The organism is Luteimonas sp. 9C (assembly GCF_902506295.1).
GTDB lineage: Bacteria > Pseudomonadota > Gammaproteobacteria > Xanthomonadales > Xanthomonadaceae > Luteimonas.
The window spans coordinates 303,915-324,918 of sequence record NZ_LR733313.1 but is presented as its reverse complement, the minus strand read 5'-3'; the positions used below and the strand labels follow the sequence as shown (position 1 = coordinate 324,918).

Genomic DNA, 21,004 nt, shown 5'->3' with positions numbered 1-21,004 from the left:
AGCGCGGCCTGTCCCTGCACGGTCGCGGGTCGCCAGCGGAGCAGGGCACGCGCGTTCACCACGCCGCCCCGACGATCCTCGGTTCGGGTTCCAGCGCGATGCCGAAGCGCATCTGCACCGAGGCCGCGATGCGTCGCGCCAGACCCAGCAGTTCGTCGCCGCGCGCAGTGCCGTGATTGACCAGCACCAGTGCGTGCCCGTGCGCCACGCCGGCGTCACCGTCGCGGTGGCCTTTCCAGCCGCTGCGGTCGATCAGCCACGCCGCCGAGAGCTTGCGCAGACCGTCGTCGACCGCGAACACCGGGATGCCCGCATGCGCGGTCACCAGCGCGGCCGCCTGTGCGGCGGGCACGATCGGATTCTTGAAGAAGCTGCCCGCGTTGCCGATCACGGCAGGATCGGGCAGTTTGCTGCGGCGGATGTCGATGACCGCTTCGGCCACGTCCAGCGGCCGGGGCGTGCTGACGCCGCGCGCGGCCAGTACGTCGCGCAGGCCCGCGTAGTCGAGCACCGGCTGCGCGAAGCGGTGCAACGCGAACTCGACCGCGGTGACGATCCAGCGATCGGGCGTCTGCTTGAAGACGCTGTCCCGATAGCCGAACCGGCAGGCGGCGGGGTCTAGGCGTACGAAAGCGCGCGTGTCCTGGTCGAACGCGTCGACCGCGACCACGTGTTCGCCGACCTCGACGCCATACGCGCCGATGTTCTGGATCGGCGCCGCGCCGACGGTGCCCGGAATCAGCGCAAGGTTCTCCAGTCCGCCAAGTTCCTGGGCCAGCGTCCACAGCACGAAGCCGTGCCAGTCCGCGCCGGCTGCAGCGCGCACGACGACCCGTTCGCCGTCGTCGTCCATCACGCTGCGGCGGGCGTCGACGATGGTCAGCGCGTCGCCGGCATCCCCCGCGAACAGCAGATTGCTGCCGCCGCCGATGACCAGCGGCCGCGCGTCGGTATCGAGTGCGGCGAGCGCCTGCGGCAGCGCGGCCGCGTCCAGCACTTCGATCAGACGATGCGCGCGCGCCGCGACGCCGAAGGTGTTGCGCGGTCGCAGATCGGCCGGCTGCAGCAGGCGGAAGGTGTCGGGCATCGGACCGATCAGAGGCTGGGCAGGTTGCCGCGACTCGGGGCTTCGCGGCGTCGGCGGATCGCCTCGACGCAATCGCCGATCAGCGCCGGACCGCGGTAGACCAGCCCGGAATACACCTGCACCAGCGATGCGCCTGCGGCCATCTTCTTCACCGCATCGGCGCCGGAGACGATGCCGCCGACGCCGACGAGCGGAATTTCGCTGGCCAAGCGCGTGCGCATCATCCGCAGCACGGTGGTCGACTTGTTCATCAGCGGCTCGCCGGACAGGCCACCGGCCTCGCCGGCGCGCCGGTCGTCCTGCACGCTGATGCGCGAGATCGTGGTGTTGGTGGCGATCACGCCGTCGACGTGCAGATCCGACAGCACGCGCGCCGCGGCCTCGATGTCGTCGTCGCTCAGATCGGGTGCCACCTTGACCAGCAGCGGCACGCGCTTGCCGTGCTTTGCGGCCAGGCGCTCCTGCGCCTCGCGCAATGTGCCGATCAGCCGGCGCAGCGCCTGCTCCTCCTGCAGTTCGCGCAGGCCGGCGGTATTGGGCGAGGAGATGTTGACCGTGATGTAGTCGGCCAGCGGATACACCCGCTCCATGCAGAACAGGTAGTCGTCGGCCGCCGATTCGTTCGGCGTGTCCTTGTTCTTGCCGATGTTGATGCCGAGGATGCCGGCGCGCTTCGCGCGTTCGACATTGGCGACCAGCGCATCGACGCCCTGGTTGTTGAAGCCCAAGCGGTTGATCAGCGCACGGTGGCGGGGCAGCCGGAACATGCGCGGCTTCGGGTTGCCCGCCTGCGGCTTCGGCGTGATCGTGCCGATCTCGACGAAGCCGAACCCCAGCGCGAACAGCGCATCGATGTGGTCGCCATTCTTGTCGAGTCCCGCGGCCAGACCGACCGGGTTCGGGAACTGCAGGCCGAAGGCCTCGGTCGGCAGCGTCTGCGGCGGTGTCGCGACCAGCGACGACAGGCCCATGCGATGCAGCGCGTCCATCGCGGTGAGCGTGACGTCGTGCGCGCGTTCCGGATCGAGCCGGAACAGCAACGGACGGACGCCTGCGTACATCAGGACGCCGCCGCGATGACGGCCAGCAGGCCGCCGAAGAAGAGGATGGCGACCAGCAGTCCGAGGATCGCCATCGCCACCATGAGATAGCCCAGCACGAGGCCGGCTACCGCGAGGCCATCGCCCTCGAGCATGTCGGGACGGCGGCGGATCTCCGCACGGGCCAGATGCCCGGTGATGATCGCGACGACGCTGCCGATCACCGGCAGCAGCGACCAGCCCAGCAGCCCGGCGACGAGACTGACGATCGCCATCGCACTGGACTGGCGGGGGACGGCGGGCGCGTTCATGCGCCGGCACCCCGAACGGATACGGTGGGCATGGCGATGCGCACGACGCGTTCACGCAGTGCGACGGACGAACGGGCCGGAATGCGCGGCGCCATCGGCGGCGGTCCAGGGGAAACGGGGGAAGACACGATTATTCAGACCTCGGGGCGCCGCGTGCAAGCACGAAGACGCCGCGGACCGTGTCCGCGGCGTCCGGAATCGACCTCAGAGATCGAACTTGATGCCCTGCGCGAGCGGCATGGCGTCGGAATAGTTGATCGTGTTGGTCTGGCGGCGCATGTAGGCGCGCCACGCGTCCGAACCCGATTCACGGCCGCCGCCGGTTTCCTTCTCGCCGCCGAACGCGCCGCCGATCTCGGCGCCGGAGGTGCCGATGTTGACGTTGGCGATGCCGCAATCCGAACCCCAGGCGCTGAGGAACCGCTCGGACGCGCGCAGGTCGGTGGTGAACAGCGAGGACGACAGGCCCTGCGGCACGTCGTTCTGCAGGTCGATCGCTTCTTCCAGGTCGCTGTACTTCATGACGTAGAGGATCGGCGCGAAGGTCTCGGTCTGCACGACCTCGGCATCGTTGGTCAGGCCGCTGATCAGCGCCGGCAGCACGAAGTTGCCCGTGTGCTCGGTGAGCGCCTTGCCGCCGCTTTCGATCGTGCCGCCGCTGGCCTTGGCCTTCTCGATCGCGTCGAGATACGCCTGCACGCCGTCGCGGCTGTTGAGCGGGCCCATCAGGTTGGCGGCATCGGTCGGGTCGCCGATCTTCTTCTCGACCTGGCCGTAGGCGGTCTTCAGCTTGGCCAGCACGTCATCGAAGATCGACTCGTGCACGAACAGGCGGCGCGTCGTGGTGCAGCGCTGGCCGGCGGTGCCGACGGCGCCGAAGACGATCGCCGGGATCGCCAGCTTCAGGTCGGCGGTGGGGTCGACGATGATCGCGTTGTTGCCGCCCAGTTCCAGCAAGGACCGGCCCATGCGCTTGGCGACGCGCTCACCGACGTGGCGGCCGACCTTGGTCGAACCGGTGAAGCTGACCAGTGCGATACGCTTGTCGTCGACGAAGTTCTGCGCGAGATCGCTGCCGGCATCGTTGAACAGGAAGAAGATGTCCGGGAAACCGGCCTTGTTCAGCGCTTCGTTGCAGATCTTCATCGACGCGATGGCGGAGAGCGGCGTCTTGGGCGACGGCTTCCAGATCGAGATGTTGCCGCAGACCGCGGCGACCAGCGCGTTCCAGGCCCACACCGCGACCGGGAAATTGAACGCGCTGATGATGCCGATCACGCCCATCGGGTGCCACTGCTCGTACATGCGGTGGCCCGGACGCTCGGAGTGCATGGTCAGGCCGTAGAGCTGGCGCGACAGGCCGACGGCGAACTCGCCGATGTCGATCATCTCCTGCACTTCGCCGTCGCCTTCCGGCTTGGACTTGCCCATTTCCAGTGCGACCAGCGAACCCAGCGCGTCCTTGTGCGTGCGCAGCGCGTCGGCGCACAGGCGCACGGCTTCGCCGCGACGCGGGGCCGGGGTCTTGCGCCAGATCTTGAACGCCGCCTGGGCGCGTTCGACGATCAGGTCGTAGTCGGCCTGCGAGCTGGCCTGCACGCGGGCGAGGACTTCGCCGTCGGTCGGGTTGACGGGTTCGATGACACCGGCGTCGCGGGTCTTCGACCACTCGCCGTTGCCGAGATACGTGCCCGATTCGGCGCCGGACAGGCCGAGCGCGGTGAGGACGGAATGGGTCATGGACGGAACTCCTTGTGAGCGGACGCCGCCGATGGGGCCATCGGCGGACGTACGGTGGGAAGCGGCGCGACGCGGCGCAGGGCCGGCAGGGGAAGTCGCGGTTGGTGACCCCGGCCCGATTCGAACGGGCGACCTTCCCCTTAGGAGGGGGACGCTCTATCCAGCTGAGCTACGGGGCCGTGAAGCCGTACAGGATACCGGACTGCCGCGATCGCACGAAACCACGCCCCTGACCGGACCGCGTTGCTGGCTCAACGGCTCGAAGACAGTTCCACGCAGTCGCGGCCATTGGCCTTGGCCGCATACAGCGCGCCGTCCGCGCCGCCCAGCGCCTCGTCGACCCCGGCATCGGTCCGCGGGTCGAGCACGTGCACGCCGAGGCTCGCGGTGACCCGGATGCGCGTCTCGCCGCTGGTGCAGGCGTCCTCGCCCAGCGCACGGCGGATGGCCTCGGCGACCGCGCCTGCATCCGCCAGGTCGCAGCCTGGAAGCGCGGCGACGAACTCCTCGCCGCCGAACCGGGCAAGCAGGGCGTCGTGCGGGCGCAGGATGCGGCCGATGCAGCGCGCCGCCCAGCGCAGGCAGTCGTCGCCGGCGAGGTGCCCGTGGCGGTCGTTGATCGATTTGAAGTGGTCCAGGTCGATCATCAAGACCGCGAGCGGTGCGCCGGTCTGCCGCGCCTGCTGGACGAGATCGCGGAATGCCTCATGGAACCAGGTGCGGTTGTAGAGCCCGGTCAGGCCGTCGCGCCGGCTCGAATCGCGCAGTCGCGCATGCGCATCCTCCAGTCGCAGCAAGGCGCTGCGGACTTCCTGGGTGCGCTGCGCGACCTTGCGCTCCAGCCGCAGGTTGGCCTCGGCGGTGATGCGCAGGTTCTCCTGCCGCAGCGCCGCATAGCGATGGCCCAGCGCGACCGACAGCAGCAGCATTTCCAGTGCTGATCCGATCTGCACGCCGTACTCGGTGACGAAGTTCTTCGGCAGCAGGCCGAAGGCGAGCAGGGTGAACGCCGCGGTGCCGAGCAGGAACACCGACCAGGCGAGCAGCAGCAGCGAAGCGGGAGCGTATCCCCGACGCAGCACGACGATGGTCGCGATGACGATCCCGATCACACCCGCCAGCACCGCGCGCGAGGCGACGGGGGTGGAGATCCGCACCGGCAGCCAGATCGACGCGATGCCGAACAGGACGAAGAACAGCATCAGCGCGAGCAGCAGCACGTTGCCCGGCGGCCAGCGCCGCGGCAGTTCGAGGAACGTGCGCGAGAACTGCAGCATCGCCACGAGCGCCAGGCAGATCGAGATCGGCACCATGTGGTCGGCCATCCACGGCGCGCCCGGCCACAGATATTCGAATCCCAGACCGTTGAGCGTGAACAGCACCAGCCCGAACGCGGACACGTGGCACAGGTACCAGAAATAGCTCGCATCGCGCAGCCACAGCCACAGCACCAGGTTGTAGACGAACAGCGCCAGCATGATCCCGTAGTACACGCCGATCGCCAGCTGGGCGTCACGCGACACCTCGGTGAACGCTTTCGGCGTGTAGAGCTGCAGCGGCACCTGCATCGAGCTCTGGCTGCGCACCCGGACCAGCAGGTCGACGGGCGCGCCGAGCGGCAGTTCGAAGCTGAAGTTCGGATGCCGGTAGCGCACGCTGCGTGCGGCGAATGGGCGATGGTCACCACCGGCGAAATGCCGCACGCGACCGTCGGCGTAGCGCACGTGCAGATCGACTTCGTCGCTCAGCGGATATTCCTGGACCAGCATCCAGCGCGGCTCGTGCGGATCGCGGTTGACGACGCGGGCGTGGAACCAAAACGTGCCGCGCTGGAACCCGAATGCCTCCGCGCCGCCGGGCAGCGGCGCCATCCGGGCGTCGTCGACCCGGCGCCAGACCATGGCCAGGGTGTCGGCATCTTCCTGGTCGTGGTAGTGGCCGAGCTGGGGTGCCAGCGCGACGCGCGCGATACCCGGCGTCAGCGCGACATCGGTCTGCGCGAATGCCAGGGCCGGCAGCAGACAGACCAGCCATGCCAGCATCCGCCAGCGCCGCCATGTCTGCATCGCCCCGCCGATCCGCGTCATCCCGTCGCCCCATGTCCATGGCTGCCGTCCCCGGCCGCGCCCATGGCCTCACAACGCGTGAACCGCCCACCAGCGGCCGGCCGAAATCGCGTGACGGCATAATCCCGCGATTCCCGTTGTCTGCCAGGTGTTGCTGATGCTCCCCATTCACAATCGCCGGGTCCTGTGGATCGCGCTCGGTCTGTTGCTGTCGAGCGGCGCCACCCTGGCCTGTGATGCCGGCCGCGTGCTGGGCATGCAGGCGGACGGGCCCCTCGTGGGCCTGGCAGGCATCCGCGTCTCCGACGGCCGGCGCATCGTCGAGACGGACGCGGCCGGGCGATACCACGGCCTGTCACGCGCCGCGCCGGTGTTCGTGATCAAACCGGCGGGCTGGACGCTGCCACGCGCCGGGGCGCATCCGGATTTCTGGCGCGCGCCCGGCCGCCGCGGCGGCGCCTGCACGTTCACGCTGCAGCCCGGCGAGGCGGGCGGCCCGCTGGATGTGGCGGTCTTCGCCGACCCGCAGACCGGCACCGCGGAGGAGGTCGGTCATTACGATCGCGCCGTGGTCGACGCCGCGCGTCGCGCGGGTCCGTTCCAGTTGGGCCTGATGCTCGGCGACGTCACCAACGACGTTCCAGCGCTGTATCCGCTGATCGACCGCGCCACCGCGCGCCTCGAGTCGCCGTGGCTGCATGCCCCGGGCAATCACGACCTGGATTTCGACGCGACCGACGACGTGGGGTCGACCGCGTCGTTCCGCGCCGCCTATGGTCCCGAAACCTACGCCTGGGAAACGCCACAGGCGAACATCCTCGTGCTCGACAACGTGATCTGGCAGCCGGACACGCGGCCGGCCTATGTCGGCGGTCTGCGCGAGGATCAGTTCGCGTTTATCGAGACGTATCTCGCATCGGCGCCTGTCGATCGCCTGCTGGTCGTCGCCGCGCACGTGCCGTGGTTCGACACCGCGGCCGAGGGCGCGCCGGAAACCATGCGCAGCGCGGACCGCGCGCGCCTGTTCGCGGCCCTGCAGCGGCATCCGCGCGTGTTGCTGCTGACCGGCCACCGCCACACCCAGCAGCACGTGCGCCACGGCGCGGCGATCGGCTGGCATGGCGCGACGCCGCTGCACGAATACAACGTCGGCGCCGTCAGCGGCGCGTTCTGGAGCGGCGCCCCCGACGCCGCCGGCATCCCCGACGCGACGATGGCCGACGGCACGCCGAACGGCTTTGCGACGCTGCGCATCGAAGCCGACGGGGGCTACCGTCTCGCCTGGCATCCCGCGCGCATGTCCGATGATCCGGCGACCACGCAGGCGATGGCCCTGCATGCGCCACGCGTGTTGCGGCAGGGGGCCTATCCGGCCTGGGGTGTCTACGCCAACGTCTACATGGGCCAGCCCGATACACGCGTCGAATTCCGCGTCGGCGAGGGCGCATGGGCACCGATGCGCCGCGTCGAGCGCGCCGATCCGCGCCTGCTGCTGGAGAACGCACGCGACGACCTCGCCGACGCCTTGCGCGGTCGCGACCGCTCGCCCGAAGCGGTGCCGTCGATGCACCTGTGGCGCGGCGCGCTGCCGACCGATCGCGCCATCGGGGAACACGCGGTCGAAGTGCGCGTGTTCGACGCCTGGCAGGGCGAACAGCGGGCGCGCACGATGTATCGCCTCGACCGCTTCGACGGGGCAGGTCCGGCGCGATGAGCGCGGCGCCCCCTGACGGTTTGCCGATACACGCGTTCGCCGACGAGGCCGCGTGGGACGCCTGGTTGCTCGCGCATGCCGACGCGGCCGGGCTGTGGTTGAAGATCGCCAAGCGGGGCAATGCGACGCCGTCGGTGACCTATGCGCAGGCGCTGGATGTCGCGCTGTGCCATGGCTGGATCGACGGACAGAAGCGCGCTTTCGACGCGGCCTGGTTTCTGCAGCGCTTCACGCCGCGGCGCGCGCGCAGCCTGTGGTCGGCGCGCAACGTCGCGCATGTCGAACGTCTGCAGGCGGCCGGGCGGATCGGGCCGGCCGGTCGACGCGAAATCGACGCGGCGCAGGCGGACGGTCGCTGGGAGGCCGCGTACGCGGGCGCCGCATCGATGGACGCGCCGGACGAACTGTTGGCTGCACTTGCGACGACGCCGGGAGCGCGGCCCGCATTCGACGCCCTCGACCGGGCCAACCGTTACGCGGTGTGTTTCCGGGTGGCGACGCTGAAGACCGCGGCGGGGCGTGTGCGACGGGCGCAGGCCCTGGCGGACATGCTCGCGCGTGGCGAACGTCTGCACGGCTGATCCGCGGAATCGCAGGCGTTGAAGGCTCGCCCGGCGCGAATTCCGACGTCGCCGACGCCTGTCCAGCGGGAGCCGGCCCTGATGGCGGCCAGACGAACCCGCAGCGGGGGTGCTTCGAAGATGACCGGCTGGCGCGCGAAGGCTGGCGGGCGGGTCGTGTGCGTCGCTGGCTGGCGATGGCTGGCGTGCGGCGCGGCGCGATTCTAGCGAGGCACCGCCGGGCGATGACGAAACGAGAATCACTGTCAGGATCGCGTATCGCGCGGTTCTTGCTGACTGGAGGCGCGCGATGGTTTCGGCGAACCGATGCGAGTGCGCGCGGGCGCGTCAGCGACAGGCCGCGTGGCGATCGCCGCGCTGCGCTCAGGGCGTGATCGGGTACGGATACACCGCCGCAACGGGTGCGGCCGGCAGCGTCGCCCGCCAGCGCGACAGTGTTTCGCCGATGCGCGCGCCTGCCGCGATCTGCGGGTTCGAGCGTTCGTAACCCAGCTTGCGTTCGCGCTGTTTGATTGCGCGCGCCGCAAGCCGGTAGGCGTTGACGAAATCGGGATCGGCGTTGAGGCCGTCGAGCAGCCAGGCGTGGCCGAAGAACGTGATGGTCGAATCGCTGCCGCAGCCGAACGACGGTCGGTCGGCACGCGCAGCGGTCAGCACCAGCGTGTCGGGTGTCTGCAGCGCGGGGATGAAACCGCCGGAATAACAGGCCGAGATCACCACCACACGATGCACGATGCCGGCATCGTCGAGCGCGGCACGCAGCGCGTCCGGCGTGATCGTGTCCTCACGGCCATCGGGCAGCACCAGTCCCAGGGCGTGATCGGGCGAGCCGTGCATCGTGAGGTAGAGCAGCAGCACGTCGCGCTCGCGGTCCATGTGTGCACCCAGCGCCGCCAGCGCGTGTCGCAGGTTCGTCGGGGTGGCGAGCGGTGTGCCCGCGCCCGTCAGGCTGTCGGCGTGATTGACGAGCGCGAGCGTGCGCGCGCCCGCGCCGAGTCTCGGCGCGACGCGCTCGCGGAGAAAACGCACTTCGTTGCGGAACACGTCCTCGCCGGCGTCACCGGCCACCCCCACCACGTAGAGCGCCGGCGCGTCGCCGGTGGCGGCCGGCATCGCGGCGACGGTGTGCGCGATCAGCGCGTGGTCGCGTGTTGCCTGCGGGTGCGCCGCCTGCAGCGGTGCGCAGGCGAGCAGGCACAGCAGGGCCGCCGTCCGCGTCCAGGGCTGAAACCAGGGCCGACCGGACGCCGGCCGCATGTCAGCGGACCGCGTCGATCTGGTCGAACGCAGTCACCCGCGTGTGACCCTTCGCGGCTGTCGCGTCGCGCGGCTGCGGGTAGTCGTCGAGCCGGTCGACCAGCACCGTACGCAGGCCGGCCTCGCGCGCGGCGTCGAGTTCCTCGACCACGTCGGACAGGAACAGGATCTCCGCCGGCGCCACATCGAGCGCGTCGGCAATGCGTGCATAGCTCTCGGATTCGCGCTTGCCGCCCACTTCGGTGTCGAACCACGCAGACACCAGCGCGGTCAGGTCGCCGGCGTCGCTGTGGCCGAAAAACAGCTTCTGCGCCGGCACGGAACCCGAGGAATAGACCGCCAGCGTCTCGCCGGCAGCGTGCCAGCGGCGCAGCGCGTCGGCGGCGTCGGGATAGATGTGCGCGGTGAAATCGGCATCCCGGTAACCGGCCGACCAGATCATGCCCTGCAGCGCCTTGAGCGCGGTGTGCTTGCGGTCGGCGTCGATCCAGCCCTGCAGGGTCTCGACGATCACCGCATCGTCGCAGATCGCGCCCTGTTCGGTCGCGACCACGTCGAGCCAGCGGCGCACCTCGGGATCATCGCGATGCGCGGCGACGAAGCCGGGCAGGGCGCGGCGCGCATACGGAAACAGCACATCCTTGACGAAGGAAATGCTGCTGGTGGTGCCTTCGATGTCGGTCAGGATCATCCGCGCGTCAGCCGGTGGTCGGGGGTCCCGAAGTGTACGGCGGAAGCGGTCTGCCTCGGGCGCCCGACCGGGCACATGGCGTCGTGCCTCAGCGCGAACCCGGCTCGTATCGCGGAAATTTCCGCGCGATGTCCGAGCCGGTGAAATGGCCGATCCAGCCGTCGGGCTGTTCGAAGAAGCGGATCGCGACGAAGCGCGGCTCGCTGCCCATGTCGAACCAGTGGGTCACGCCGTCGGGCACGCCGATCAGGTCGTCCTTGACGCACTCGATCTCGTAGACCTTGCCCTCGACGTGCAGGGTGAACAGGCCCGAGCCGTCGACGAAGAAGCGCACCTCGTCTTCCTTGTGGAAATGCTCGTCGAGGAACTTGGCGCGCAGCTCGTCGCGCTTGGGGTTGTCGGGCGCGATGCTGATCACGTCGACGGACTTGAAGCCGCGCTCGGCACTGATGCGGTCGATGTCGGCCTTGTAGGCGGCGATCACCTCGTCCTGCGACGCGCCGGCGCCGACCGGTGCGGCGGCCTGCCAGCGTTCGAAGGTGACGCCGATCGTCTGCAGTTCGCGGGCGATCGCGTCGCCGTCGCGGCTGTCGAACAGCGGCGTGTCGGGGGCGGTGGCATCGAAAATGCGGAGGCGGCTCATGGCGGTCTGGCTCGGCGCGGGCGTGGGCCGGTCAGCCTAGCAAAGCCGCACTGCGCGAACGTTGACCGCGGCGGAACGCTGCCGTTCCACCGGTGGCGGGGCGGCTGCCTCAGTGGGCCGCGCGCAGCCGGCGCAGTTCGAGTTCGCAGTGCAGCAGGAACTCGAAGGCTTCGAGATGGCGACGCGCCTCGGCCATGTCCCGGCCCCAGGCGTAGAGACCGTGGCCGTCGATCAGATAGCCCCACATCGGGCCGGCGTCGAGCAGCGACTCGACCTGCGCCGACAGAATCTGCATGTCCTGGCTGTTGGGCAGTACGGGCACATCGACCGCCATCTCGTGCGTGCGGTTGCCGGCGAAGGCCTTCAGCAGCTCGTAGCCTTCGAGGCGCACGTGGCCCTCGGCGGCGAACAGGCGCGACGCGATGGTCTGCGTGGGCGAATGCGTATGCAGGATGCAGCCGATGTCGGGGAACCGGCGGTAGAGCTGGGTGTGCAGCAGGGTCTCCGCCGAGGGCCGGTGATCGCTGCCGACCGCAGCGCCGTCGAAGTCGACGACCATGATGTCGGCTTCCTTCAGCTTGCCCTTGTCGCGGCCGGAGACGGTGATCGCGGCATGGCGGTCATCGAGGCGGCGCGAGAAGTTGCTGCTGGTGGCGGGCGTCCAGCCGGACTGGGCGAGTTCGCGGATGTTGACGATCAGCTCGCCGGCGAGCTCGCGCAGGCGGTGAACGTCGTAGGGCGTGTGCGTATCGGACATGGCGCGGATTCTAGCGCGCCGCCCGTGGCTCAGCGTGTCCAGCGCCAGCGGGGCGGCTCGCCCTTCAGCGCGCAGACCGCGACCAGCAGCACCGTCGCGACCAGGAGGCACACGCCGAACGCGACCGGCTGCACCGACGGCGGACAGCGCCAGGCGCTGAGCGCGATCGCAGCGAGGTAGACGGCCAGCACCACCCAGCCCGGCCAGCGTCGCGGCAGTCCCCAACCGTAGCCGCGTGTCTTCGCCGGAAACCAGTACGCGTCGTCGCGGCTCATCGTGGTGTCGGGTCCTCGCGTCGGCGCGAGAAGCCGCGGAACGCGGCCAGCGCCAGCAGCGCGATGATCGCCGCGCCCATCAGGGTCTCGATCGGCGTCGACCAGACCAGCAGACCGCAGGCGATCAGCGCGCCCATGCCGAGCAGGCGTTCGCGTCGGCCGGCCGGATGCGCGCGGTTGCCCAGCAACAGGCTCAGGCCGGCGGCCGCGTAGGCCATCACCACCAGCGTCACCGCCATGTTGATGATGGTCTCGAACTGGCTGCCCACCGTGTCAGATACCGTGGTGAAGGCGATCAGCGTCATCGAGATGACCACGATCAGCAGGCCCGGCCCGGCGGCGCCGTTCTTCAGCAGTCGACCGAAGATCGCCGGCAGGAAGCCGCGCTGCGCGGCGCGCGCGCCGGATTCGCCGGTGACGAGCATCCAGCCGCCCAGCGTGCCGGTGGCCTTGAGCGCGGCGGCCGCGGCGATGACGGGGATCGCCCAGACGCCGAACATCTGCCCGGCGACGAGTGCGAACGGTGCACTCGAACTCGCCAGCTGCTCCACCGGCACGATGCCCATCATCAGCACCGAGGACACCATGTAGACCACGCCGGCGAGCAGGATGCCGCCGAGTGTCGCGATCGGCACGTTGCGCTCGGGATTGCGCACCACGCCGGCGACCATCGCGCCGGTTTCCAAGCCGATGAACGCCCAGAACACGGTCGCCAGCGAGCCGATCGCCACCGCCGCATCGGACTCGCCGCTGACGTTCCAGCCGGCCCGGTAGATGTCGGGATCGAAATACGCCCAGCCGGCGATCAGGATCGCCGCGACCGGCAGCAGGCCGAAGACCACGCAGAACGACTGGAAGCGCGCGATGTTGCGCGGGCCCAGCAGGTTGAGCGCGAACATCGACCAGATCAGCAGCACCTGGCCCGCGAGCTGCACGCCGGCGCCGTCGCCGACCGGCAGCAGGATCACCAGATAGCCGACCGCGGCCACGGCGATCGCATTGTTGCCGACCCACGACGACAGCCAGTAGGCCGTGGTGGCGAGAAACCCCATGTCGCGGCCGAGGCTGGGACGGATGTAGTCGTCCGGCGAGTTGAGATCCGGGTACTGGCGCGCGAGGCGGGCGAATGCGCCGCCCAGTGCGACCGCGAGCAGGGTGCCGATCAGCCACGAGAACACGGTGACCGCGCCCGAGCGCGCGAGCGTGGCCGGCAGCAGGAAGAAGCCGGAGCCGATCATGTTGTTGGCGACCATGAAAGTGGCCAGCACCGGACCGATCTTCTTGGCCGTGGCAGTCGTGGACATCGTGCGATTCGCGTGGAGGCGGCGCGCGGCCGCAGGGTGGGAAGCTCAAGGAAACACGGCCCGCTGAAGGCGGGCCGTGCGGTCGGGGCGGGTCAGCGCTTCGGCAGTTGCTGCCGGAGCTTGCTGTGCTTGTAGCCGTAGGTGAAGTAGATCGTGAAGCCGATGAGGGTCCACACCAGCAGCACGATCCAGTTCAGCAGCGGCATCGTCGCGACCAGGCCGAGGCACGCGGCCACGCCGAGGCTGCCGACGATGAACACGGCAGGCACGCGGAACGGGCGATGCAGGTCCGGCTGGGTCCGGCGCAGCACCATCACGCCCAGGCACACGGTGGCGAACGCGACCAGCGTGCCCATCGAGACCACGTCGCCGAGCAGCTGGATCGGCAGGAAGGCCGCCATGACCGCCGCGACCAGCGCGACCACCACCGTGCCCTTGTGCGGGGTACGGAAGCGCGCGTGGATCGCGCCGAAAAAGCGCGGCAGCAGGCCGTCCTGCGCCATCGAGAAGAAGATGCGCGGCTGGCCCATCAGCATCACCAGGATCACCGTGGTGAGGCCTGCGATCGCGCCGATCTCGACCAGCGTCTTGAGCCACGCCAGCGCCGGATAGGCTTCGAGCGCGGTGGCGACCGGCTTGGCCGTGCCCAGCGTGGTGTAGGGCACCATGCCGGTGAGCACCGCGGAGACCGCGATGTAGATCAGCGTGCACAGGAACAGCGAACCGAGGATGCCGATCGGCATGTCGCGCTGCGGATTCTTGACCTCCTGCGCCGCGGTGGAGACCGCGTCGAAGCCGATATAGGCGAAGAACACGATCGACGCGCCACGCAGCACGCCTTCCCAGCCGAAGCGGTCGCCGCCCTGGTTCTCCGGCACGAACGGCAGCCAGTTCTGGGTGTCGACGTACTGCGCGCCGAAGCCCAGCAGCAACAGGATCACCAGCACCTTGATCGACACGATGATCGCGTTGGCGGTCGCCGACTGGGTGATGCCCACGTAACAAAGCACGCCGACCGCGCCGATGATCAGCACCGCCGGCAGGTTGAACAGCGCGCCGGTGGTGACGAACTTGCCGAACTCGCACAGGCCCGCCTGCGCGGCTTCGTGCGTACAGAAGTTGATCGGCGCCTGGGTCAACGCCGCAGGCAGATGCACGCCGAGGCTGTCGAGGAAACTCACCGTGTAGCCCGACCAGCCGACCGCGACCGTCGATGCCGCGAACAGGTATTCGAGCACCAGGCTCCAGCCGACGAACCAGGCGAGCGCCTCGCCGAGCGTCGCGTAGGTGTAGCTGTAGGCGCTGCCCGAGGCCGGGATCATCGCCGCGAATTCCGCGTAGCACAGGCCCGCCATCGCGCAGGCGAAACCGGCGATGACGAAGCTCAGCATGATCGCCGGGCCGGCGTGGTTCGCCGCCGCGGTGCCGGTGATGACGAAGATGCCCGCGCCGATGACCGCACCCAGGCCCAGCATCACCAGATGCTTGGCGGTCAGCGTGCGCTTGAAACCGACTTCGCCGCCGAGGCCGCCTTCGACCGGCTCGCCCGCATCGACATGCGGTTGCGCCGCGATCGGCTTGGTAATCATCAGGTTCTTGAACATCGGTGTCCCCGGTTGGTCGTTCGGTGCGGTCCGCGCTGGCTGACGGACGTGCCGTCGAGTCCCCGCGGCCACGCGGCAATCGCCGTACCATGCCAAACGCTGCGTTCCGGCACAAGCAACGCAATCGCCGCTTGTGCGCACGCGTGCGAACGCCGATGCTGCGGCTCCCGTCACGCCGCGTTGCAGCAAATTTTCCGATGTCGCATTCCGTCGCGCACGACGCCGAACACCTCGCCGGCACGCCCGCCGCACTGCAGACGCTGGCCCGCGCATTCGTCGCGTTCGGCGTACGGCATCCGGCGCAACAGACGCTGGCCTGCGAATTCGTCGATCTGCTCGGCGATGCCGAGGATCCGTTCCAGCGCGCACGGCTGGCCGGCCACTTCACGGCGTCGGCGCTGGTGGTCAGCGGCGACGGCGTGCGGACGCTGCTGACCCATCACCGCAAGCTCGGCATGTGGCTGCAGCCCGGCGGCCACGCGGACGGCGACCGCGACCTCGCGCGCGTGGCGCTGCGCGAAACCGAAGAGGAAACCGGACTGGTGGGCGTGACGGTGGCGCCGTACATCTTCGATCTCGACCGGCACTGGATCCCCGAGCACAAGAGCGTGCCGGGTCACTGGCATTACGACGTGCGCTACGTGGCGCGGGCGGGCCAAGACGAGACGTTCGCCGTCAGCGAGGAATCCCACGCGCTGGCCTGGGTGCCGCTGGACGAGGTCGCCGAAGGTGCGGCCTACGATGCGTCGCTGCGGCGCATGGCACGCCGCTGGCGGGACGTACCGGCGGGCTGAGCGTCGCGTCCGCAGGATCGGCGGTGCGCGGCAAGACCCGGCCGCACGCGCATCGGCCCTCGATCAGTACAGCACGCGCGTGCGCATCGTCCCGTCGATCTTCTGCAGCTCGCTGCGCAGATGCGCGGCCTGCGCTTCGCTCGCGGCGACATCGATGACCACGTAGCCGACGTTCGCGTTCGTGCGCAGGTACTGGCCGTCGATGTTGATCGCTTCGCGCGAGAACACCTCGTTGATCTTCGACAGCACGCCCGGCACGTTGCGGTGCAGATGCAGCAGGCGATGGCTGCCGATGTGTTCGGGCAGCGTGACTTCGGGGAAGTTGACCGCCGACAGCGTGCTGCCGTTGTCGCTGTAGCGCACGAGCTTGGCCGCGACCTCGATGCCGATGTTGTCCTGCGCCTCCAGCGTGCTGCCGCCGACGTGCGGGGTCAGCAGCACGTTGTCGTGGCCGAGCAGCGGCGATTCGAAGGCATCGTCGTTGCCCTTGGGCTCGACCGGGAACACGTCAATCGCGGCGCCCCCGACCTGGCCGCTGCGCAATGCGGCATCGAGCGCGTCGATATCGACCACCGTGCCGCGCGAGGCGTTGATCAGGTGCGCGCCGGGCTTCATCGCCGCCAGTTCCGCGGCGCCGAACATGAGTTTCGTCGCCGGTGTTTCCGGCACGTGCAGGGTCACCACGTCGCTGCGCGCGAGCAGTTCGTCCAGCCCCGTCGCGCTGCGCGCATTGCCCAGCGAGAGTTTGGTCTCGATGTCGTGGAAGAGCACCTGCATGCCCAGCGATTCGGCGAGCACGCCGACCTGGGTGCCGATGTGGCCGTAGCCGATGATGCCCAGCGTCTTGCCGCGCGCCTCATGACTGCCGAGCGCCGATTTGCTCCAGCCGCCCCGGTGGCACTGTGCGTTCTTCTGCGGGATGCCGCGCAGCAGCATGATCGCCTCGGCGACGACGAGTTCGGCGACCGATCGCGTATTGGAGTAGGGCGCGTTGAACACCGGAATGCCGGCCAGCTCCGCGGCCTCGATGTCCACCTGGTTGGTGCCGATGCAGAAACAGCCGATCGCCATCAGCCTGCGCGCGTCGGCCAGGACCTCGGCGCTCAGGTGGGTGCGCGAGCGGATGCCGATGATGTGCGCTTCGGCGATCTTCGCCCGCAGCTGGTCCTCGGGCAGCGACTTGGGATGGACCTCGACCTGCGAATAGCCGGCGGCGTGGAAGGTGTCGACGGCGCTCTGGCTGACGCCTTCGAGCAGCAGGACGCGGATGTCCTGCCGGGGAAACGAGGTCTTCATCGATGGGATTCGCGCGTGGGGGACAGCGCGGGCCATGGTGCCAGAATCGCGACGGACGTGTTGCGCCGCAGCGCTGGACGCGTCCCGGGCACGCTGGCACGCTGGCGGCCCGTTCGTTCCGGCGCCCCACGATGTCCGATTCCCGCATCTCCAGTCTCCAGGCCGCCGTGCCGACCTTGCGGCTGCTGACCGAGCCTGCGGATCTCGCGCATTACGGCGTCGACTGGACCCGGCGCTGGACGCCCGCGCCGATGGCGATCGCGCTGCCGGCCAACGTCGAAGAAGTGCAGGCGACGATGCGCTGGGCGCATGCGCAGGGCGTGGCCGTGGTGCCGTCGGGCGGACGCACCGGCCTGTCGGGCGGCGCGGTCGCGGCGAACGGCGAACTCGTGCTGAGCCTGCAGCGCATGCACAAAGTGCTCGGCTTCGATGCGGCCGACCGGCTGCTGACCGTCGAGGCCGGCATCGCGCTGGAAGCCGTGCAGGAGGCGGCGCGGACGCACGATCTGCAGTACCCGGTGGATTTCGCCGCGCGCGGCTCGTGTTCGATCGGCGGCAACATCGCGACCAACGCCGGCGGTATCCGCGTGGTGCGCTACGGCAATACGCGCGAGTGGGTGGCCGGCGTCAAGCTGGTCACCGCGACCGGCGAACTGCTGGATCTCAATCGCGGCCTGGTCAAGAACTCCAGCGGTTACGACCTGCGGCACCTGGTCGTCGCGTCGGAAGGCACGCTCGGTGTCATCGTCGAGGCGACGCTGCGGCTGGCCGCGCCGCCGCCGGAGACCCGGGTGATGCTGCTCGCGCTGCCGTCGTTCGAGGTGCTGATGGAAGTCTTCAAGGCCCTGCGCGCGCGGCTGCCGCTGGAAGCGTTCGAGTTCTTCACCGATCGCGCGCTGCACCACGTGGTCGCGCACGGCGCGCAGCCGCCGTTCGAGGCGGTGTATCCGTATTACGTGGTGGCCGAGTTCGCCTGCGAAGGCGAGGCCGGCGAGGTGCAGGTGCTGTCGGCCTTCGAGTACTGCATGGAGCAGGGCTTGGTCGAGGACGGCGTGATCAGCCATGGCGACAGCCAGGCCGTCGCACTGTGGCGCCTGCGCGAGGGCATCACCGAAAGTCTCGCCCCGCACGTGCCCTACAAGAACGACGTCTCGGTGCGCATCTCGGCGATGCCGGCGTTCCTCGCCCGCACCCAGGCGCTGCTGCGCGCCGAATATCCGCAGTTCGACGTGGTCTGGTTCGGTCACATCGGCGACGGCAACCTGCACATCAACGTGCTCAAGCCGGCCGACATGGCGAACGCCGATTTCGTCGTCGAATGCGAGCGCGTGACCAAGCTGTTGGCGGCGACGCTGGCCGAACACGGCGGCAGTATCTCGGCCGAGCACGGCATCGGTCTGGTCAAGAAACCCTATCTGGACTCGACGCGCAGCGCGGCGGAGATCGCGGTGATGCGCGGCATCCGCCATGCGCTGGATCCGGCCGGCATCCTCAATCCCGGCAAGCTGTTCGATTGAGCGAGCGGTTCAGGCCGCTGCAATACACCGACGCTAGAGTGTCGGCTGTCGTTCCCGCTCCGGAGATGCCCCGCATGGTGGTCCGTACCGCACTCGTTCTTCTGCTGACCGGCCTGTCCGCGTCGGCCTTCGCCGGCAGTTTCGCTGGTACCAGCGCGGGCGCTTCGTCCGGTGGCTCGTCGGCCTCGTCGGGCAGCACGTCCGGCGACGACAAGGTGATCGCACAGGCGCGCGAGGACGCCGCCGGCTTCGTCGCCAGCGACGGCCGGATCCGTGGCGCGCGACTGGAAGCGGCGATGCGTCATCTGCGCGAAACGCAGAGTGCCGCGCGTGACGCGTCCGATCTCGCACTCGCCCAGGCGATCCTGGCGCGTTGATCCGGCAGGCGCGTGTGCAAGTGCGCGCCGCCCTGTCCGTTGTCGCCTTGCTGCTGGCGCCGATCGCGTCGGCGGCGGGCTGGTCGGTTGCACAACAGGCAGGCGGTGCGCCGCTGACGGCCACCGAGTCGGCGCGTGCCGATGCCGCGATCACCGACGCACAGGCGCGATTGCCACCGAACTGGCGTGACGCGCCGGAACTCGATGTCGTCATCGACTGGCGTGACGACCTGCCCGACGCCGTGCACGGCCGCACGTTCGGCCCTCATTTGCGTCTGCAACGTGCGCTGCTGAAAGACGACGCGGCGACGGAGCCGTTACGGTCCGCATTGCTGCACGAATTCGCCCATCGCTACGATCGCTCGTCCGATGGCGGGCTGTCACGCGATCCACGGTTGCTCGATCTCGCCGGCTGGCCGCAGCGGCCGTTGCGTTTCGGTATGCGCGTGCGCGACAGCGCGATGCGCGATCGCAGCCCGGACCCATACGAGCGCACGTCGCCCGCCGAGTTCGTCGCGGTCAATCTCGAACACTTCCTGCTCGACGCCGAGTACGCCTGCAGGCGCCCCGCGCTCCATGCGTACTTCGCCGCGCACTTCGACTGGGCGCCGCCGCAGGCAAAGTGCGCGCCGACGCTGCCGTTCGTGGAGGCCGAACCCGGCGCCGATGCCGCACCGCTGCTCGCGCTGGATCCGGCGCGCGTGTACGCCGTCGATTACCTGCTCGCCGAGGGCAACGCGCGGCCGATGAGCCGCTGGGGCCACAGCATGCTGCGGCTGGTGGTCTGCGCGCCCGGGCGCGCGCCGGGGCCGGATTGCCGCCTCGATCTCGCCCACCATCGCGTGCTGTCGTTCCGCGCCTTCGTCGACGATGTGCAGATCTCCAGCCTGCGCGGATTGACCGGCCGCTATCCCTCGCGCCTGTTCGTGCTGCCGTTCGACCAGGTCATCGACGAGTACACGCGGATCGAACTGCGCGGCCTGCAGTCGATTCCGCTGCAGCTGTCGACCGGCGAGATCGACGCACTGCTGACCCAGGCCGCGACCCTGCACTGGAGCTACGACGGCCGCTACTACTTCGTCGGCAACAACTGCGCGGTGGAGACCTGGAAGCTGCTGCAGACCGGTGTACCGAGACTGCGCGACGCGCGGCTGCGCAGCATCACGCCGACCGGACTGCTGCGGAAACTCGTACGCAGTGGCGATGCGGATCCGGCGGTGCTCGGCCGCGAGGACGCCGTGCGGGCGGGGTTCTACTTCCCGTCCGCGGATGCGGAATACCAGGCGCTGCTCGATATCGCGCGCGCGGCGCAGCCGTTGCCGGCCTCGCGTGTGGACGACTGGCTGGACCTGCCGCCGGATGCGCGCGCGCCCTGGCTCGCGGACGCGCAGCTGCGCGACGGCGCGGCATTGCTGGTGCTCGAACATGCGGCGCGGCGACGGGAAGCACTTCGGCTGCGTGATGTGCTCAAGCGCCAGCTGCTCGATCCGCGGCACGCGGCGGGAGCGGCGCCGGCCGCCGCGACCCTGCGCGCATTGCTGGCGGCAGGCGACAGCCTCAGTCGGCCGGCGCAGTTGCTGACCGAGGGCTACGGCTTGCCGCAGGCGGCGGAACGCGAGTCGCTGCAGGAAGACGTGGAAGCGCGTGCGCAAGGGCTGCGGGGACTGCGTGGACGGCTCGAGGATGAAGCGCGCGTGGCGTTGGCGCCTGAGGCACGGACACGGATTGTGGCGCTGGACCGGAATGTGGATGCGCTGGGTGCGCGATTGCGCGCGCTGCATCGGGAGGCCGGTGGGCTGCAGCTGGACTGAGCGATCGGCGATGGGTTTCGCTGCGCTCTACCCATCCTACGAAGGCGCATCATGCCGTTTGCAGGGTTGGGTCGCGCTCGCAAACAGCCACGCGCACGCGCGTCGTTCGCGGAACAACGGCGCGCTGTCTCTGCAGCGC

General features: G+C 69.5%; 19 protein-coding genes and 1 tRNA gene. 6 read left to right on the top strand and 14 right to left on the bottom strand.

The window, feature by feature from the left end; genetic code table 11:
- Positions 1 to 55 precede the first annotated feature (55 nt).
- The 6 genes from murB to CURTO8I2_RS15550 all read right to left on the bottom strand — a co-directional run bounded on the left by murB (position 56) and on the right by CURTO8I2_RS15550 (position 6,244).
- A complete protein-coding gene (murB, locus tag CURTO8I2_RS14540) occupies positions 56 to 1,087 on the bottom strand; it encodes a UDP-N-acetylmuramate dehydrogenase (protein WP_159681960.1) in 1,032 nt (343 codons plus the stop codon).
- A gap of 8 nt (positions 1,088 to 1,095) precedes the next feature.
- Positions 1,096 to 2,148: a quinone-dependent dihydroorotate dehydrogenase gene (locus tag CURTO8I2_RS14535; RefSeq protein WP_159681959.1), complete on the bottom strand. Its 1,053-nt coding sequence runs from the start codon at positions 2,146 to 2,148 to the stop codon at positions 1,096 to 1,098.
- Positions 2,148 to 2,438 (bottom strand): DUF4190 domain-containing protein, encoded by a 291-nt coding sequence (locus CURTO8I2_RS14530; RefSeq protein ID WP_159681958.1) that lies wholly within the window; start codon positions 2,436 to 2,438, stop codon positions 2,148 to 2,150. Before CURTO8I2_RS14530 ends, CURTO8I2_RS14535 begins: the two co-directional genes overlap by 1 nt.
- A gap of 204 nt (positions 2,439 to 2,642) precedes the next feature.
- Positions 2,643 to 4,178, bottom strand: a complete 1,536-nt coding sequence (locus CURTO8I2_RS14525; protein ID WP_159681957.1) for an aldehyde dehydrogenase family protein — start codon at positions 4,176 to 4,178, stop codon at positions 2,643 to 2,645.
- Between the two features lie 102 nt (positions 4,179 to 4,280).
- Positions 4,281 to 4,357 (bottom strand) — tRNA-Arg (locus CURTO8I2_RS14520).
- Positions 4,358 to 4,429: 72 nt separating this feature from the next.
- A complete protein-coding gene (locus tag CURTO8I2_RS15550) occupies positions 4,430 to 6,244 on the bottom strand; it encodes a diguanylate cyclase (RefSeq protein ID WP_159681956.1) in 1,815 nt (604 codons plus the stop codon).
- Between the two features lie 157 nt (positions 6,245 to 6,401).
- On the opposite strand from CURTO8I2_RS15550, the gene CURTO8I2_RS14510 reads away from it, so the two are divergent.
- Together CURTO8I2_RS14510 and CURTO8I2_RS14505 are read left to right on the top strand one after the other, a co-directional pair.
- On the top strand, positions 6,402 to 7,958 hold the full coding sequence (locus CURTO8I2_RS14510; RefSeq protein WP_159681955.1) for a calcineurin-like phosphoesterase family protein: 1,557 nt from the start codon (positions 6,402 to 6,404) through the stop codon (positions 7,956 to 7,958).
- Entirely contained in the window at positions 7,955 to 8,539 is a 585-nt protein-coding gene (locus CURTO8I2_RS14505) for a YdeI/OmpD-associated family protein (protein WP_159681954.1), read from the top strand. Before CURTO8I2_RS14510 ends, CURTO8I2_RS14505 begins: the two co-directional genes overlap by 4 nt.
- Positions 8,540 to 8,902: 363 nt before the next feature.
- Here CURTO8I2_RS14505 and CURTO8I2_RS14500 read toward each other — a convergent pair whose 3' ends face one another.
- The 7 genes from CURTO8I2_RS14500 to CURTO8I2_RS14470 all read right to left on the bottom strand — a co-directional run bounded on the left by CURTO8I2_RS14500 (position 8,903) and on the right by CURTO8I2_RS14470 (position 15,070).
- Complete coding sequence (locus tag CURTO8I2_RS14500) at positions 8,903 to 9,796, bottom strand: C13 family peptidase (protein ID WP_159681953.1); 894 nt, start codon at positions 9,794 to 9,796, stop codon at positions 8,903 to 8,905.
- 1 nt (position 9,797) lies between these two features.
- Positions 9,798 to 10,487, bottom strand: a complete 690-nt coding sequence (mtnC, locus tag CURTO8I2_RS14495; protein ID WP_159681952.1) for an acireductone synthase — start codon at positions 10,485 to 10,487, stop codon at positions 9,798 to 9,800.
- A gap of 88 nt (positions 10,488 to 10,575) precedes the next feature.
- On the bottom strand, positions 10,576 to 11,130 hold the full coding sequence (locus tag CURTO8I2_RS14490; RefSeq protein ID WP_159681951.1) for an acireductone dioxygenase: 555 nt from the start codon (positions 11,128 to 11,130) through the stop codon (positions 10,576 to 10,578).
- A gap of 109 nt (positions 11,131 to 11,239) precedes the next feature.
- Complete coding sequence (locus tag CURTO8I2_RS14485) at positions 11,240 to 11,887, bottom strand: methylthioribulose 1-phosphate dehydratase (protein WP_159681950.1); 648 nt, start codon at positions 11,885 to 11,887, stop codon at positions 11,240 to 11,242.
- Between the two features lie 29 nt (positions 11,888 to 11,916).
- The gene (locus tag CURTO8I2_RS14480) at positions 11,917 to 12,162 is read right to left on the bottom strand and encodes a hypothetical protein (RefSeq protein WP_159681949.1); all 246 of its coding nucleotides are present in this window, start codon (positions 12,160 to 12,162) and stop codon (positions 11,917 to 11,919) included.
- Positions 12,159 to 13,466, bottom strand: a complete 1,308-nt coding sequence (locus tag CURTO8I2_RS14475; protein ID WP_159681948.1) for an amino acid permease — start codon at positions 13,464 to 13,466, stop codon at positions 12,159 to 12,161. The genes CURTO8I2_RS14480 and CURTO8I2_RS14475 overlap by 4 nt, the downstream gene beginning before the upstream one ends.
- 92 nt (positions 13,467 to 13,558) lie before the next feature.
- A complete protein-coding gene (locus CURTO8I2_RS14470) occupies positions 13,559 to 15,070 on the bottom strand; it encodes an amino acid permease (RefSeq protein WP_159681947.1) in 1,512 nt (503 codons plus the stop codon).
- Between the two features lie 197 nt (positions 15,071 to 15,267).
- Here CURTO8I2_RS14470 and CURTO8I2_RS14465 point away from each other — a divergent pair, with 197 nt between their 5' ends.
- Positions 15,268 to 15,864, top strand: coding sequence for an NUDIX hydrolase (locus CURTO8I2_RS14465; protein WP_159681946.1), 597 nt, complete (start codon positions 15,268 to 15,270; stop codon positions 15,862 to 15,864).
- 63 nt (positions 15,865 to 15,927) lie between these two features.
- Here CURTO8I2_RS14465 and serA read toward each other — a convergent pair whose 3' ends face one another.
- Complete coding sequence (gene serA / locus CURTO8I2_RS14460) at positions 15,928 to 17,169, bottom strand: phosphoglycerate dehydrogenase (RefSeq protein WP_159682139.1); 1,242 nt, start codon at positions 17,167 to 17,169, stop codon at positions 15,928 to 15,930.
- Positions 17,170 to 17,291: 122 nt separating this feature from the next.
- Between serA and CURTO8I2_RS14455 the strand changes: the two genes are divergently transcribed.
- The 3 genes from CURTO8I2_RS14455 to CURTO8I2_RS14445 all read left to right on the top strand — a co-directional run bounded on the left by CURTO8I2_RS14455 (position 17,292) and on the right by CURTO8I2_RS14445 (position 20,865).
- Complete coding sequence (locus CURTO8I2_RS14455; RefSeq protein WP_159681945.1) at positions 17,292 to 18,677, top strand: FAD-binding oxidoreductase; 1,386 nt, start codon at positions 17,292 to 17,294, stop codon at positions 18,675 to 18,677.
- Positions 18,678 to 18,742: 65 nt separating this feature from the next.
- Positions 18,743 to 19,054 (top strand): DUF2388 domain-containing protein, encoded by a 312-nt coding sequence (locus tag CURTO8I2_RS14450; protein WP_159681944.1) that lies wholly within the window; start codon positions 18,743 to 18,745, stop codon positions 19,052 to 19,054.
- A gap of 20 nt (positions 19,055 to 19,074) precedes the next feature.
- Complete coding sequence (locus CURTO8I2_RS14445) at positions 19,075 to 20,865, top strand: DUF4105 domain-containing protein (RefSeq protein ID WP_159681943.1); 1,791 nt, start codon at positions 19,075 to 19,077, stop codon at positions 20,863 to 20,865.
- Positions 20,866 to 21,004 lie beyond the last annotated feature (139 nt).